Source organism: Methylocystis echinoides (genome assembly GCF_040687965.1).
Classification (GTDB): Bacteria; Pseudomonadota; Alphaproteobacteria; order Rhizobiales; family Beijerinckiaceae; genus Methylocystis; species Methylocystis echinoides_A.
The window spans coordinates 3,137,306-3,152,916 of sequence record NZ_CP156084.1; the positions used below are offsets into that span (position 1 = coordinate 3,137,306).

The window sequence follows — 15,611 nt, forward strand, 5'->3', positions numbered from 1 at the left end:
CGCGGCCATCCGCCGCGGGCCGCGCTCCACTTTGTGGCCCGTTTCTGGTTGCTTAAACTGCCAGCGGGAAAAACGGAGCGAACTGATTCATGAAGAAACTCATTCTCGCCGCTGCGCTGCTGGCGATGACCACGGGGGCCGCGGCGGCGCGCGGCGGGCAGCAGACCTGGATTTTGGTTTGCCCCAAGAGCATGCCGAAAAGCGACTGCAATCTGACGACCGCTGCGCGATGGTATCACCTGCCGTCGCCACAGGCGTCCGCCGCCACGCCGCAAATCAGGAGCGCGCAAGCGACGGTCGGGGCCAGTCTCGAGCCCGGCTTTTATGTTTCGCTGGAGCAGTTCCCGGCAGGCGTCTCCATGGGCGAACGCGCGAGAGTCTTCAAGGCATGCGACGCGCAGGCCGCTGCCCCTTCGGATGCGCAGGAAGCCGCATGGGCCGAGCGGGGCCAGTGCCTGCGCTGACTGGTCGGGTTCAAGGCGCGCGGTTCGTGAGGGCCGCGTCGCCCGCGCCCGTCAACGCGTCAGGCCTTGGCCCCATCGCTTGACCGCGGTCACGAAACGGTCGAGCAGGCCGGGCGCCGGACGCGGCTCGCTTCTCGCCCCGGGCTTCGGCTTCTTTTCGGCGGCGGCCGCTTTTGGCTTCGCCGGCGCCAGCCGCGGCGTTTCCGCCTGTGGCGGGGTGGTCCTGCCCGACACAGCCGGCGATCGTTGCGGCTCCGTCTCGAGCTTCTTCGAGGCCGCGGCGGGCGCTGGCGACGCGACTGGGGCTTGCGGCGGCGCCGTCGCCGCGGCCGGGACCGGGGCGGGAGCCGGCTGGCTTTCGGCTGAAGCCGGCGACGCCGGCGGCTTGACCGGGACAGGCGTCGCGCCTGCCGGCTCCGTCGACATCGGTTGCGGCGTAGCGGGCGCAGCGGGCGGCGCGGCGGGTTGCGAGGCCTGCTCGACGGGCGCGGCCGAGGATGGTTTGTGCAGGGCGTCCGGCTTGTGCGCCAAAGATCTCGCGGGCGGGCTCGGCGGCGAGGGCGCGCGCAACAGGAAGACCCCTGCCTGAATCGTGCAGAGCGCGCCAATCCCGATGGCGATACGTCGCACCGGGAACGCCTTTCGGCGAGGCGTCCCGACGCCGGTCGCCACGTCCCGCGAGGGCCTGATATCGAGCCGGATCTCCGGCGCCTGGACAAGCGGCGCCGGCGCGGGCTGGGCCGGGAGGACAGGCTTTGCTCCCGCGTCATGGGCGATGGGGACGGGCGGCGGGGTCGGCGCCAGCGCGGGCTCGGTCGACCGGCGTTTCTCTTCCCGCAATCTGAAGGCGTCGAGCGTCCAGTCGCTGACGAGGATCGGCTGCGCCGTCGCTTCCACGAACTCCGGCGCTGACCGCGCGGCGGAGCTCGCAGCCTCCAACCGCTCCTGCCTGCGCCGTTCGGCCTCCCGCGCCTGATAGGCGCTCAGCGTCCAATCGCTAAGCCCATGGGAGCGGGCGTGCGTCGCCGGGACGATCGGTCTTTCCAGAAGGCGGCGGCGCTCTTCCCGTCTCTTGTAGGCGGCGGGCGTCCATTCGCTTTCCATAATGGCGTTTTGCCTAGGGGCAGGGGGCGCGGGACGCTCCTCTCTGCGCCGTTGCGATTCGCGCGCCTGATAGGCGGGGAGCGTCCAGTCGCTGATAAGAATTTCGGCGTCGCTCCGCTCTTCCGAGCGCTCGTTCGCTTCGGCGCGCCGCCGCTGCTCTTCCCGCGCTCGATAGGCCGCCGGCGTCCATTGGCTGGTCAGGCTCTCCTCCATGATGCGTCTCCCCGTGTATGTTCGTTTGAGGGCGGGGCGCCGCTTCCCGCGTTTCTTCCGCAGATGGAGAGCCATTCGCAAACGCTTTCGTGAGCTCGATTTTTTTTGAAACTAACAAAGCTTCCGGCGAGGCGCAAAAGCACGCCGACGAAAACGGCGAAGCCGTCCGCATCCGGCCTCCCAGGCGCTGGGCTTGGCGCGTTCTCAGGGTCCGCCCGAGCGTCGCTCTAGCGCGCGCCAGCCGCCACAAGCTAAGCGCTATATTGCTGTTTTTATTGCTTTTTATATCGGCGAGTTCCATCCTCCCGGTTTTCCGAAGGAGGAAGCAAATGCTCAAGGCTCTTCTCGTTCCTGCAGCGGTCCTGGCGTTCCTGCTGCCGGCGGCGGCGCGAGGCGGAGATGACGCGCAAACCCACGGGATGACCCCGGGAGGTCATGGCAGACACATGCACCGGGATTGGAGCACGCCCGGGCAGCACAGGCATAGCGTCTGCTGGCATAATCATTACGGGCGCTGGGTGTGGGTCTGCCGTTGAGTTGGAGGCGGACGCGGCGCCGGTCGCCTCAGTCGGCCGGCGCCGCGCTTTCGACTGGCGCGGTCGCCTGCGTCGCAGGACCGGAGAGACCGGCTCTGAGCTTATCCCTGTCGAGCTCGCCCTCCCAGGCGGAGACGACGATGGTGGCGACGCCATTGCCGATGAAGTTGGTCAGCGCCCGGCACTCGCTCATGAATTTGTCGATGCCGAGCACGAAGGACATGCCGGGCGCGAGCGCGGGGTCGACCGCCGTGAGCGTCGCCGCCAAGGTGATGAACCCCGCGCCGGAGACGCCGCTCGCGCCTTTCGACGTCAGCATCGCCACGACGAGGATCGTCGCCTGATGGGCGTAGTCCAGCTCCGAGCCCATGGCGCGGGCGATGAAGAGCGTCGTGAGGGTCATGTAGATGTTGGTGCCGTCGAGATTGAAGGAATAGCCGGTCGGCACCACGAGCCCGACAACGGGTTTCGAGCAGCCGAGCTTTTGGAGCTTTTCCATGAGCGCGGGTAAGGCGCTTTCGGACGAGGAGGTTCCGAGCACGATCAGCAACTCGTCCTTCAAATAAGCGAGATACCGGAAAATGCTGAAGCCCGTCGCCGCCGCGATGGCGCCGAGCACGAAAACGACAAAGAGCGCCGAGGTGAGGTAAAAGGCGCCGATGAGCCCGCCGAGCGAGAGCAAAGCCGCGGAGCCATATTTCCCCACTGTATAGGCCATCGCTCCAAAAGCGCCGATCGGCGCGGCCTTCATCACGATGCCGATCAAGGCGAACATGGCGTGGCCGGCGTCGTCCACCCATTGCCGGATCGGCCGGCCCTTCTCGCCGAGCGAAAGCAAAGCGAAGCCGAACAGCAGCGAAAACAGCAGCACCTGCAGGATGTCGCCTTTGGCGAAGGCGCCGAGCGCGCTGTCGGGGATGATGTCGAGCAGGAACTCGACCCCGCTCCGCTTCGCGGCGGCTTCCGTATATTTGGCGATGGCCGACGCGTCGGCCTTGCCCGCAAAATCGCCGCCCGGCGCGAGAATATTGCCGACGAGGAGGCCGAGGATGAGCGCGAAAGTGGAGACGACCTCGAAATAGACGAGCGCCTTGACGCCCACGCGCCCGACCTTGCGCGCATCCTCGATATGGGCGACGCCAGAGACGACCGTGCAGAAAATAATGGGCGCGATCGCCATTTTGATCAGCTTCACGAAGCCGTCGCCCAAGGCCTTGACCCAGTCGGCCGCCGCCACATGTGGCGCGAGCCAGCCGAACAAGGCGCCGAGCGCGATGGCCGCGAGCACCTGCACATAGAGCAGGCGGTGGAGAGGCTGTCTCGTCTGGACGGTCGTCATGCGAACGCTGATAATCCGGCCGGACGCCGCGGGCAATAAGCGGGATTTGCGGCTCCAGGCCGTGCAGGGCTATACAGGGGCTCAACGAAGCCGGTGCGGACGCCGGCGCCGATCATGCAAGTTTTCTCGACATGGCGAGCAGCAAGAAGCAGGCCGCGGCTGCGGTAGAGAAGGCCTTTGACGCCGTCCAAAGGGCGAGCGACAAGACCATCTCGATCCGGGGCGCGCGCGAGCATAATCTCAAGAACGTCGACCTCACCATCCCGCGCGACAAATTGGTCGTCTTCACGGGCCTCTCCGGCTCGGGCAAGTCGTCGCTGGCCTTCGACACCATCTACGCCGAAGGCCAGCGCCGCTATGTGGAGTCGCTCTCCGCCTACGCCCGGCAGTTTCTGGAGATGATGCAGAAGCCCGACGTCGATCAGATCGACGGGCTCTCGCCGGCGATTTCCATCGAGCAGAAGACGACCTCGAAGAACCCGCGCTCGACGGTCGGCACGGTGACGGAAATTCACGACTATATGCGCCTGCTCTGGGCGCGCGTGGGCGTGCCCTATTCGCCGGCGACCGGATTGCCGATCGAGAGCCAGACGGTCTCGCAGATGGTCGACCGCGTGCTGGCGTTGCCGGAAGGCTCGCGGCTCTATCTGCTGGCGCCGGTCGTGCGCGGCCGCAAGGGCGAATATAAGAAGGAAGTGGCGGAGTTCACGCGGCGCGGCTTTCAGCGTCTCAAGATCGACGGCGCCTATCACGAAATCGCCGACGTTCCGCCGCTCGACAAGAAGCTCAAACACGACATCGACGTCGTTGTGGACCGCATTGTCGTGCGCAAGGACATCGCCTCGCGCCTCGCCGACAGTTTCGAGACGGCGCTCGATCTTTCAGGCGGCCTGGCGGTCGTCGAATTCGCCGGCGCGCCCCCGATCGACGCCGAGAGGGAGAAAGCCGCCAATGTCTCGACGCATTACGCGCCGGGACACATCGTCTTCTCCTCCAAGTTCGCCTGTCCGGTCTCGGGTTTCACAATCCCGGAAATCGAGCCGCGGCTCTTCTCCTTCAACAATCCCTTCGGCGCCTGTCCGGTCTGCGGCGGGATTGGCTGCGAGCAGAAGATCGACGCCGATCTCGTGGTCCCCAATCCCAAGACGACCCTGCGCAAGGGCGCGATTGCGCCCTGGGCGAAGTCATCGTCGCCCTATTACATGCAAACGCTGGAGGCGCTCGGCAAACACTATAAGTTCCGCCTCGACACGCCCTGGGAGGATTTGCCGAAGAAGGCGCAAAACGTCATTCTCTTCGGCTCGGGAAGCGAGGAAATCCGCTTTTCCTATGATGACAGCTTCCGCGCCTATGACGTGAAGAAACCCTTCGAGGGCGTCGTCATCAATCTCGAACGCCGCTACAAGGAAACCGACAGCGAATGGGCGCGCGAGGAGATCGGGCGCTACATGTCCGCGACGCCCTGTCTCGCCTGCGAAGGCTTCCGCCTGAAGCCCGAGGCGCTCGCTGTGAAGATCGCCGGCAAGCATATTGGCGAAGTGTCGGAACTCTCGGTGCGCGCGGCGCTGGAGTGGTTTACGAAGCTGCCGGGCGAACTCGACAAGAAACGCAATGAAATCGCTTATCGCATCCTGAAGGAAATTCGCGAGCGTTTGACCTTCCTCGTCGACGTCGGTCTGGATTATCTGACGCTGTCGCGCAGCTCGGGCACGCTCTCCGGCGGCGAGAGCCAGCGCATTCGTCTCGCGTCGCAAATCGGATCGGGTCTCACCGGCGTGCTCTATGTGCTCGACGAGCCCTCCATCGGGCTGCATCAGCGCGACAACGACCGGCTGCTCGACACGCTGCGTCGCCTGCGCAATCTGGGCAACAGCGTCATCGTCGTCGAACATGACGAGGATGCGATCCTCGCCGCCGACTACGTCGTGGACGTCGGCCCCGGCGCGGGCATCCATGGCGGCAAGATTGTCGCGCAAGGCACCCCGCAGGAGATCATGGACGATCCGGCCTCGCTCACCGGGCAATATCTCACCGGCGAAAAACAGGTCGTGCTGCGGCACAAGCTGAGAAAGCCGACCCCTGGGCGCTGGCTGAAGCTCTTTGGCGCGCGGGGCAACAACCTCAAAGACGTCAACGCCGAAATTCCGCTCGGATGTTTCACCGCCGTCACCGGCGTTTCCGGCGGCGGGAAGTCGACGCTCGTCATCGAGACGCTCTACAAAGCGATCGCGCGGCGACTGAACAACGCCCATGAAGTGCCGGCCCCGTTCGACAGACTCGAGGGGCTGGAGCAGATCGACAAGATCATCGATATCGATCAGTCGCCCATCGGCCGCACCCCGCGCTCGAATCCGGCGACCTATACGGGCGCCTTTACGCCGATCCGCGAATGGTTCGCGGGCCTGCCGGAAGCGAAGGCGCGCGGCTATGCGCCGGGGCGCTTCTCCTTCAATGTGAAGGGCGGGCGCTGCGAGGCCTGCCAGGGCGACGGCGTCATCAAGATCGAGATGCACTTCCTGCCGGACGTCTATGTCACCTGCGACGTCTGCAAGGGCAAGCGCTACGACCGCGAAACGCTGGAAGTAAAATATCGCGACAAGTCCATCGCCGACGTGCTCGACATGACGGTGGAGGAGGCGTCGACGCTATTCAAGGCCGTGCCGTCGATCCGCGACAAAATGGAGACCTTGAAGCGCGTCGGCCTCGATTACATTCACGTCGGCCAGCAGGCGACGACGCTCTCGGGCGGCGAGGCGCAGCGCGTGAAGCTCTCCAAGGAGCTGTCGCGCCGATCCACCGGACGCACGCTCTACATCCTCGACGAGCCGACGACGGGCCTGCATTTCCATGACGTGGCCAAGCTCCTCGAAGTGCTGCACGAGCTCGTGGAGCAGGGCAACACGGTCGTTGTGATCGAGCACAATCTCGAAGTTATCAAGACCGCCGACTGGATCATCGACATGGGGCCGGAGGGCGGCGACGGCGGCGGCGAGATCGTCGCGGCGGGGCCGCCTGCTGAAATCGTCAAATCGAAGCGCAGCCACACCGGCCGCTATCTCGCAGAGGCGATGGCGCGTCGGCCGCTCTATCAGACGCCGATGCGCCGGCGTACGGCGGGCGCCAAATCGCTCTAGAAGTCACGCAGCCTTGGTTCGCCCTGAACGTGAGCCTCGACCGGTCGCGATTGGCGTTCGACCCCGCGCTGGCGCGCCGCTTCGAGGCCCCAGACGGCGCCGAGCAGCAGATAGAAATGGCGCCAGTGATCGATATCGATCTGGAACCCTTGCAGAAAAAATGCGAACAGCGACGGGAAGACAACCTGAGCATGGCGACGGAACGGCGAAGCGCGCATCATGAGACGAAAGCCGACGAAACAGGTGATCGCCGCAAGCAATATGAACAGAAATCCGCCGATCCAGCCATTGTTGGCGAATGACCCGATATAGGTGTTGTGCGGCACGAGGCCGAACACCATCTCGAACTGGCGCGGTCCGAAGCCCCAGAATCGTTCGACGAGCATGGGAAGCGATCGGGCCTGATTGCCGAACCGGCCGGTGGCGCCTTCGTCATAATCCTGAGTCACGGACGCGCGCTGCAGAAAAAAAGCGCGCGTTTCCTCAAGCGACAGCAGCACCGCAAGCGCTACGGCGATGACGATCACGGCGACCAGCGCGCCCATGGCCACGCGCCTTTTCATCCTCCGATTATCCATTGTGAAGAAGCCGAAGACAGCCATCAACGTCATGGCGACGACGGTCGCGCCCCAGGAGCCGCGCGAGAAGGAGAGAAACACACCGGAGACGATAGAAACGAGGGCGATGGCCGACGCAATCGGATGGCGCGTGCGTCCGAGCGTGAGGTTCTGCGCAAGATAGACGGCCCCGACAAAGGCGAAGGAGCCGTAAACATTGGGATCCTTGAAAGGACCCGTCGCGCGGGCGTTGCGCGTGAAGAGTTCGCCCAGCCCGCCGATGTCGAAATAGCCGGCGATGGCGCACAGGGAGGCGATGAAGGCGCCGACCATATACGCCTTGAGACACAGTTCAGTCCGGCGCTCGGTCTCGTTTGCGAAAAACACCGCGAAGAACAGCGCCGTAAACGACAGAAAAGCGGAGACGTATTGGAAGACCGACGAGTCGGCGTTGTCCCAATAGGGAATGAGCGCCAGAAACCCCGCGACGGTATAGCCGAACAGGATCGACGCCGGCACGAAGAAGGTGCGATGGACGCTGAAGCCGCCGACAAACCATATTGGCAGCGTGATAAAAAAAAGCAGATCGTAAGGCGATGGCTCCACGATGACCACGGCGCCCGACGCGATGAAAACCACGAAGGTCGCGTTGACGATCTTCTGATAGTCTGTATGCAGGCCCGGCGCGCGCGAAACGCTGGACGCCGGCGCGAGGCGCGTCCCAGAAGCGTTCGTCAACACTCGCCTCCCGGCTCCGATCCGCGTGCTCCTGCCGCCGTGCGACGGAGCGGATCCTTCGGCGCGAGTTTATCTGTTGCTCGGTTAAGGACACGTGATCCAACGAGAGTCCAAACCGGAAAACCAGCGCCGTGGAAGTTCACGCTAGTGATGCTCAAATGACTTGAGAGTCCGCGTCCAGCCATGTTCGCCGATCCAGCGCCAGCGCCAGCCCAACAGGAAGGCGGCGGACAGGCAGGCCGCGACGCCGGCGCCCGGCAAACCGGCGAGTGGAACGAGAAGCGCGTTGCCGCCGATCGCGGGAACCAGCGACAGGAGATTGCCCAGCCAGATGGCGCGATCCTGATGGCGAGCATACAAAACATTGTTGAACGCCTCGGCGATCAGCCGCATCCAGACGCCGAACAGCATGAGCCACAGGGTCGGGGCGTTGTCGGAGAGCGCCGCGCGCCCGACCATGACGCCAAGGAGCGGAACGGCGACCGCGAGAATGAGCGCCATGACGCCGGCGAGCAGCGCAACCTGCCGCGTGGCTCTGTTCGCCTCCCGCCAAAAGGCGTCGCGGTCGGCGTCCCGATGGAGGGCGATCACACGCGGCAGTGAGAAGGCAAAGACTCCGCTCTGCAGCAAATTCATGAGCGCGTTGACGAAGGAATAATAGAAGGTGAGCACGCCGACGTCGTCGAGCGTGAGAAAATGTTCGACGACGAAACGGTCGATGACCAGGCTTGCGGTGAACCCCATGCCGCCGAACCAAATCGGCAGGCATTTCGCAACCCCGCGCGAAAGCCAGCGCCAGTCAATGGGCGCCAGCAAGACCTTGCGCCATGGCATGTCCCGCCAAAACCACAAATTGGCCCCGACGGACAGCGCCGACCCGATCGCCCAGGAACTGAGCGCGACTTCTGCGGAGCGCCACTGTGGCGAGAAGAGGCCCAAAATGACGGGCGGTAATGCCGCGACCGCGACGCGCATGGAGAAGAAAAAATTGGCGGCGAGCTGTTGATTGAGCGAATTCGCGTTGCTGTATAAAGTGGTCGCGCATCCTTCGAGAGCCGTCAGCGCGACGATGAGCCAGACGATCACCGGGGCGATCGGCAAAATATCGTTCGAGATCAGCAGAGCGGCGGCAAGCCCCATCACGACGTAATTCGCCGCGAGCAGGACGGCTTGATCGCGCATCTTGTGTAGCGCCACAAAAGGCGACACGCCGACGATGTCGCGCGCCACCAGATAGCCGAACCCCTGGCCCTGCACGGTCAGCAAAACAGTGACCGCGCCGAAGGCCAGACCGTAAACGCCCATTTCGGCGAGCGAGAGATAGCGGCCCATGTAGAGCGTCAAAAGAAGCTTCGCCGCCATCGGCAGCGCGCGCAGGAACGCGTTCAGCGCCTGGGTTTTCGGGGAGACGCTCATGGGGTCGACTGTCGGCGCGTGACGTCTGCCGGCGAAGCGGCCGTTTCCTTCGCGCGCAGGCGTGTTTCCAACTCCATTTTCCGTCGGTAGAGACGCCGATGAGCATCATTACTAGGGGACGGGCCAACGCCAGCGCAGGCGTTCGCGGGGGCGCTCACTTCCTGGCGAGCAGGATCGGCTGATGCTGGGCGCCGCCGGGCATGTGCACGATCTCGCAATCCTTGAAGCCTGCTTCCGTGCACACTTTGAACAGATAAGCGGTACGAAAGGCGACAGCGGCCTCGGGCTGCTCGAGCGACTCCACCTGGGCGTGGCCGATCGTATGCCGGAACGTATGGCGCGTTCCGTAAGTGGCCGGCGGATGGTCGAGATTGAAGTGCGAATGCATGATCGCGCCGCCGCTGCGCAGCAGACGGTAGCTCTCGCGGATGTAGTTTTCCAGATCCGCTTCGAGCACATGGGTCAATAAGGAGTTGGAAAAAACGAGATCGACCGCGCCATCCGCCTCGGGTATGCGATAAGGCGTCGTCGCGCCGCCGTTTCGATGGTAGGAGACGCTCGAATCCGTGGAATGATGGAATCGGAAGCGCGCGGCGTCGTAATTTTGTTCGCACCAGGCGATCGCCTCTGCGTCGATATCGACGCCGATATAGGTTCCGCTGAAGCGGCGTCCGCGAAAATTGTAGTCGCGCAGCCAATGCGCCCAACGTCCGCAGCCGGAGCCAATGTCGAGGATCGTCGAATCCGGCTTCGCCAGACCCTCGCTGAAGGCGAACATCCAGAAATCCCGAGCGTGGACGAGAAAGTGGGTCTGGTTGTTGAGAATGCGGTTGCCGACGCCGATGCGCACGCGCAGATGGTTGGGCGGCAGGTTGCGGAATTCCGGATAGATCCAGCGCGGCGCAATGTCGAAGGCGTTGATCACCGCCTTGAACAACGGATTGAAGGTCAGCAGCGATGTCGACGGAAACAGCCTGCGCGCCAGGCGATCGAGACTCAAACGGTTACTGGCGGGATTGGGCGCGGAAGAAGCGGAAACCGAAGACATGCGGCGCTCCATGCGGCGGCGCGGACAATCAACGCCTTTTGCACACTTGCTTAAGCTCGAGTGTTTAATCTCGCGTTACGCCTGCCGCAAAGGGGCGCGCGCGGCTTTTGCGCGCCGCTTCACCCGACGGCGTGGCGGCTAACCGCTTGGCGCGCGCCGCGAGCGCGTCGCGATAGCCCTGGAGAATGTCATTGACCATTCTGTCGACGGTGAAGCGTGAGGCGACAAAATCATGCAGCGCCGCCGCCTTCGCGCGCCGCCCCTCGGTCTCGGCGAGCGCGGCGCGCAACGTGGCCGCAAGAATTTGCGGATTGTCGCAAGCGATCAGGCGATCGGCGTAGGGCCCGTAAATCTCCGGCATGCCGCCGACATCGGTTGCTACGAGCGGCAGCATGGCCCCCGCCGCTTCCAGCGCAATATAGGGCAGGGACTCGAACCGGCTCGGGAGGACCATTGTCCTCCCCAGCGCGAAGGCGTCGCGGGCCGGCATGCGGGCGTGCAAAGTGAGCTGGCCGCCGACCCCGGCCTGCTCCGCACGCGCGACGAGAATTTCCGCTTCCGGGCCGTCGCCGACCATCAGGAGGCTCGGCCGGATATTGTCGCGCGCAAGCAGGCTCAGAGCGTCGATCAGCGTGTCGACGCCCTTGGCGCGGCGAAATTCGCCGACATAAAGCAGATCCGCTGCGTCGGGCCGCGGCTCGACGGGGATGAATTCGGCCGGCGAAACGCCATTCGGGATGGTCCGCGCAAGCCCTTTGGGCTTGCCAACGAAGGTCTCGAAGCGACCCGCGATGAAGGCGCTCTCGAAAAGCAACGCGTCCGTGCGCGCCGCCAGCACACGCTCGATCGCCATGAAGACGCGGTGTCGGCGTGAACCGGGCTCGAAATTCAGGCTGCCCCCGTGGGGCGTATAGACACGGACCGGACTTCTGTTTCCGGAGAGCAGGCCGGTCAGACGCGCATAAACGCCGCCCTTCGATCCGTGGCCGTGGACGATGTCCGGCCGTAGCGACGCCACGCGCCGGGCGATGACGATCGCCGCCACAAGGTCCGACGGGTGAGGGAGGCGGCGAATGGGAACCCGCAGAAGGCCGAGCGCGAGATGCGGGAAGAGCTCGGCCAATTGCCGTTCCGCCATCTCGCCGCCCGTCAATGAGTCGGCGACGATCCCGACCTTGTGGCCGCGTGCGATCTGCTCGCGCGTGAGATCCTGTACGTGACGGAAAAGACCGCCGACGGGCGCCCGCAACACATGCAAGATGCGCAGCGGCGCGTCAGCTTCCTCTGCGGAATGCAGCACAGCAACGCCCTTCTCGCCCGGCTGGTCCGCCGAACGTAATCTTGACCATTCTCCTTGAGCTTGAGTACTGCGGAGGGGTTTAAAAAGAATGAGCGGCGCTCGCCGGGCGAGCGCCGCTCTCTCAATTCACGGTCGGATCATGCGCGTCAGTTGCGCATGGAGGCCGGATTGGCGTCTGGCTCGGGCGCTTCCGGCGTCCCGGGCTCGCGGCTGTCGGGGTCATGGTCCTCGGCGCTGGCGCGCTTCTTTCCCGCCTCGATGATGTCGCGTTCGGGACGCGGCAGCACGGGGCCTTCAGGGAAGACGAAGCCGAGCTTTTTCGCGCCCTTGTCGTCCCCGACCACCACGACGCGCACTGCGCCGCCATTCTTCAGCCGGCCGAACAGCACCTCGTCGGCGAGCGGGGTCTTGATCGCCTGATGGATGACGCGCGACATCGGGCGGGCGCCCATCGCCTCGTCATAGCCGTGCTCGACGAGCCAGCCGCGCGCCTCGTCGGTCAACTCGATCGTCACATTGCGGTCGGCCAGCTGCGCCTCGAGCTGCATGATGAACTTGTCGACGACGCGCTTGATGACCTCGACCGGCAGATGGCCGAAAGGCACGATCGCGTCGAGGCGGTTGCGGAACTCCGGCGCGAACAGGCGGTTGATCGCCTCGCTGTCGTCGAGATCGGCGCGGGTGCGAGTAAAGCCGATCGGCGTGCGGGCGAGGTCCTGAGCCCCCGCATTCGTCGTCATGATGAGGATGACGTTGCGGAAGTCGATCGTCTTGCCGTTGTGGTCGGTGAGCTTCCCGTGGTCCATCACCTGCAGCAGGATGTTGTAGAGGTCGGGGTGCGCCTTCTCGATCTCGTCGAGCAGCAGGACGCAGTGCGGATGCTGGTCGATGGCGTCGGTCAAGAGACCGCCCTGGTCGAAGCCGACATAGCCGGGAGGCGCGCCGATCAGCCGGCTGACGGTGTGGCGCTCCATATATTCGGACATGTCGAAGCGGACGAGCTCGATGCCGAGCGAGGTGGCGAGCTGGCGGGCGGCCTCGGTCTTGCCGACGCCCGTCGGGCCGGAGAAGAGATAGCAGCCGATCGGCTTCTCCTGATCGCGCAGCCCCGCGCGGGCGAGCTTGATCGCCGAGGTGAGCGCGGAGATCGCTTTGTCCTGGCCGTAGACCACACGCCGCAGCGTCTCGTCGAGATGGGCGAGCACTTCGGCGTCGTCCTTCGAGACGGTCTTCGGCGGGACGCGCGCCATCGTCGCGATCGTCGCCTCGATCTCCTTGATGCCGATGGTCTTCTTGCGCTTGTTCTCGGTGAGCAGCATTTGCGCCGCGCCGGTCTCGTCGATCACGTCGATCGCCTTGTCCGGCAGCTTGCGGTCGTGGATGTAACGGGCCGAGAGCTCCACGGCCGCCTTCAGCGCGTCATTGGTGTAACGGATCTTGTGAAACTCTTCGAAGTAAGGCTTCAGCCCCTTGATGATCTCCACCGCATCCGGGATCGACGGCTCGTTCACGTCGATCTTCTGGAAGCGGCGCACCAGCGCGCGATCCTTTTCGAAATATTGACGATATTCCTTGTAGGTGGTCGAGCCGATGCAGCGCAGAACGCCCTGGGCGAGCGCGGGCTTCAGCAGGTTCGAGGCGTCCATCGCGCCGCCGGACGTGGCGCCGGCGCCAATCACCGTATGGATCTCGTCGATGAACAGGATCGCGTTCTTGTGGTTCTCGATTTCCTTGACCACCTGCTTCAGGCGCTCTTCGAAATCGCCGCGATAACGCGTGCCGGCGAGCAGCGAGCCCATATCGAGCGCGAAGACCGTGGCGCCCGCGAGCACGTCCGGCACCTCGCCTTGGGTGATCTTGCGGGCGAGCCCTTCGGCGATCGCCGTCTTGCCGACGCCGGGATCGCCGACGAGCAGCGGGTTGTTCTTGTGACGGCGGCAGAGCACCTGAATCGTGCGCAGCACTTCGGCTTCGCGGCCAATCAGAGGATCGATGCGGCCGTCGCGCGCCTTCCTGTTGAGATTGACGCAATAAGCTTCCAGCGCGCCTTCCTTCTTGCGGCTGTCCCCGTCACGGCTGTCCCGGCCATCCGCGCGGTCGCTCTCGTCCTCGACGCCGCGCGGCGTGCGCGTCTGGTCCGAAAGACCAGGGCGCTTGGCGATGCCGTGGCTGATGTAATTGACCGCGTCGTAGCGCGTCATATCCTGCTCCTGCAGGAAATAGACGGCGTGGCTTTCGCGCTCTGCAAAGAGGGCGACGAGAACATTCGCCCCGCTCACGTCCTCGCGGCCGGACGACTGCACGCTGATAATGGCCCGCTGCACGACGCGTTGAAAGCCGGCGGTCGGCTTGCACTCGTCCGCGTCTTCGTTGACCAGATTGTCGAGCTCGCGATCGATGTAGTCGCGCAAATTCTTGGCGAGAAGGTCGAGGTCGACCGAGCAGGCGCGCAGCACGGCCGAGGCGTCGGCGTCCTCGATCAGGCTGAGCAGCAGATGCTCGAGCGTGGCGTATTCGTGATGACGCTCCCGCGCGGAGGCGAGGGCGCGGTCCAGTGTCTGTTTAAGATTGCGCGAGAACGTCGGCATTCGCTGCGAGCCCCTATTTCTTCTCCATGATGCACTGCAAGGGATGCTGGTGCTTCCTTGCGAAATCCATCACTTGGGTGACCTTGGTTTCGGCGACTTCGTACGTGTACACGCCACACTCGCCGACGCCATGATTGTGGACATGCAGCATGATGCGGGTGGCTTCCTCGACCGACTTGTTGAAATATTTGCGCAAGACGATCACGACGAATTCCTGCGTCGTGTAGTCGTCGTTGAGCAACAGCACGCGATACATGTTCGGGCGACGGGTCTGCTGGCGCGTGCGCGTAATCAGCGCGGTGCCGGTCCCTTGACCGTCGCCGGCTTTCTTCGGCTCCTTGCCCGCTCGCATGGGTGCGCGCGCCGGGTCGCGGCCCGTCTGCGAAAACGCTTGCTGGGATTTGATGGATATCAAGTCCGGCACGTCCGTCTCGTCCTTCAGTCCTTTCCATGTAGTTCCCGTGGAAAGTTCTTTCACGGGCGCATGGAGCAATTTCTTTGCCGCAGCCGCTGGGGGCCGAAAAGCTTGTCCGTCGGCGACTCGCGTAGTCTTCTGCGTCAGGGCCGCCTTGGCAAGAGGCCAGGAGCCGGCTGGCGCGGCAATTCAGCCATGAACCAGATATTTACGATAATCTCCTAGAAAAGGGTCGTTGGTTAAAAGGTTGCGAAGATGTCCGGTTACGAACACAACGACCGTCACCCACGCCATAACGGCGCCGGCAGCGTTTGGAGCCTTGCCGCCTTTTCCGCCGCTGTTTTTCTTTGCAGCCTGCTTGTGGCCAAGGTCTTGTCCGAATTCGTCGAGAGCGAACGTCTGGCGCGGGCGGGCTATGACAAAGTGGCGCGCGACTCTGGGGTGAAGGCGGAGCCATCGACTCGTCGATTTTTTACGCACAGTTTCGGCGTCGACGCCGTCGTCACGGGCGCGATCTCCTCCCAGAGGCCGGCGACCCTGTCGCCCTGTGGCGAGGCCAGCAAGGCCGACAAGTCCGCCAAATAGCGCGTCGCGGGCGTGCGGCGGCGGGTTTCGGGAGGCTGGGCCTTTGAAAACTTCCCGAAAAACCGCCCGGGGGGCTCGCATTTCCATTGACATTTGCCCATTTGTTCTTCAAGCATGCGGCGTGGCTTTGGCCCCCGCTTCTTGCGGCGACGGTTAGGCGAGCCAGTCCGTCCT

11 protein-coding genes are annotated in these 15,611 nt (G+C 64.2%); 3 read left to right on the forward strand and 8 right to left on the reverse strand.

Going from position 1 to position 15,611, the window contains the following annotated elements; translation table 11 throughout:
- The first annotated feature begins 89 nt into the window (after positions 1 to 89).
- On the forward strand, positions 90 to 464 hold the full coding sequence (locus tag RVU70_RS15395) for a hypothetical protein (protein ID WP_363347825.1): 375 nt from the start codon (positions 90 to 92) through the stop codon (positions 462 to 464).
- Between the two features lie 51 nt (positions 465 to 515).
- Here the strand turns inward: RVU70_RS15395 and RVU70_RS15400 are convergent, their stop codons facing one another.
- Positions 516 to 1,781, reverse strand: coding sequence for a hypothetical protein (locus tag RVU70_RS15400; protein WP_363347827.1), 1,266 nt, complete (start codon positions 1,779 to 1,781; stop codon positions 516 to 518).
- A 564-nt stretch (positions 1,782 to 2,345) separates the two neighbouring features.
- On the reverse strand, positions 2,346 to 3,656 hold the full coding sequence (locus tag RVU70_RS15405; protein ID WP_363347829.1) for a dicarboxylate/amino acid:cation symporter: 1,311 nt from the start codon (positions 3,654 to 3,656) through the stop codon (positions 2,346 to 2,348).
- 131 nt (positions 3,657 to 3,787) lie between these two features.
- Between RVU70_RS15405 and uvrA the strand changes: the two genes are divergently transcribed.
- Positions 3,788 to 6,790, forward strand: coding sequence for an excinuclease ABC subunit UvrA (uvrA, locus tag RVU70_RS15410; protein WP_363347831.1), 3,003 nt, complete (start codon positions 3,788 to 3,790; stop codon positions 6,788 to 6,790).
- Here the strand turns inward: uvrA and RVU70_RS15415 are convergent.
- From RVU70_RS15415 to clpS, 6 genes are all read right to left on the reverse strand, one after another.
- A complete protein-coding gene (locus tag RVU70_RS15415) occupies positions 6,787 to 8,085 on the reverse strand; it encodes an O-antigen ligase family protein (RefSeq protein ID WP_363347833.1) in 1,299 nt (432 codons plus the stop codon). The two genes, uvrA and RVU70_RS15415, sit on opposite strands and share 4 nt — an antisense overlap.
- A 144-nt stretch (positions 8,086 to 8,229) precedes the next feature.
- A complete protein-coding gene (locus RVU70_RS15420) occupies positions 8,230 to 9,501 on the reverse strand; it encodes a hypothetical protein (RefSeq protein ID WP_363347835.1) in 1,272 nt (423 codons plus the stop codon).
- Between the two features lie 154 nt (positions 9,502 to 9,655).
- On the reverse strand, positions 9,656 to 10,549 hold the full coding sequence (locus RVU70_RS15425) for a class I SAM-dependent methyltransferase (protein ID WP_363347837.1): 894 nt from the start codon (positions 10,547 to 10,549) through the stop codon (positions 9,656 to 9,658).
- Between the two features lie 64 nt (positions 10,550 to 10,613).
- The gene (locus RVU70_RS15430; protein WP_363347839.1) at positions 10,614 to 11,849 is read right to left on the reverse strand and encodes a glycosyltransferase; all 1,236 of its coding nucleotides are present in this window, start codon (positions 11,847 to 11,849) and stop codon (positions 10,614 to 10,616) included.
- A 146-nt stretch (positions 11,850 to 11,995) separates the two neighbouring features.
- Positions 11,996 to 14,437 (reverse strand): ATP-dependent Clp protease ATP-binding subunit ClpA, encoded by a 2,442-nt coding sequence (gene clpA / locus RVU70_RS15435; RefSeq protein WP_363347841.1) that lies wholly within the window; start codon positions 14,435 to 14,437, stop codon positions 11,996 to 11,998.
- 13 nt (positions 14,438 to 14,450) lie between these two features.
- Complete coding sequence (gene clpS, locus RVU70_RS15440; RefSeq protein WP_363351360.1) at positions 14,451 to 14,789, reverse strand: ATP-dependent Clp protease adapter ClpS; 339 nt, start codon at positions 14,787 to 14,789, stop codon at positions 14,451 to 14,453.
- 318 nt (positions 14,790 to 15,107) lie between these two features.
- Between clpS and RVU70_RS15445 the strand changes: the two genes are divergently transcribed.
- Positions 15,108 to 15,437, forward strand: coding sequence for a hypothetical protein (locus tag RVU70_RS15445; RefSeq protein WP_363347844.1), 330 nt, complete (start codon positions 15,108 to 15,110; stop codon positions 15,435 to 15,437).
- Positions 15,438 to 15,611 lie beyond the last annotated feature (174 nt).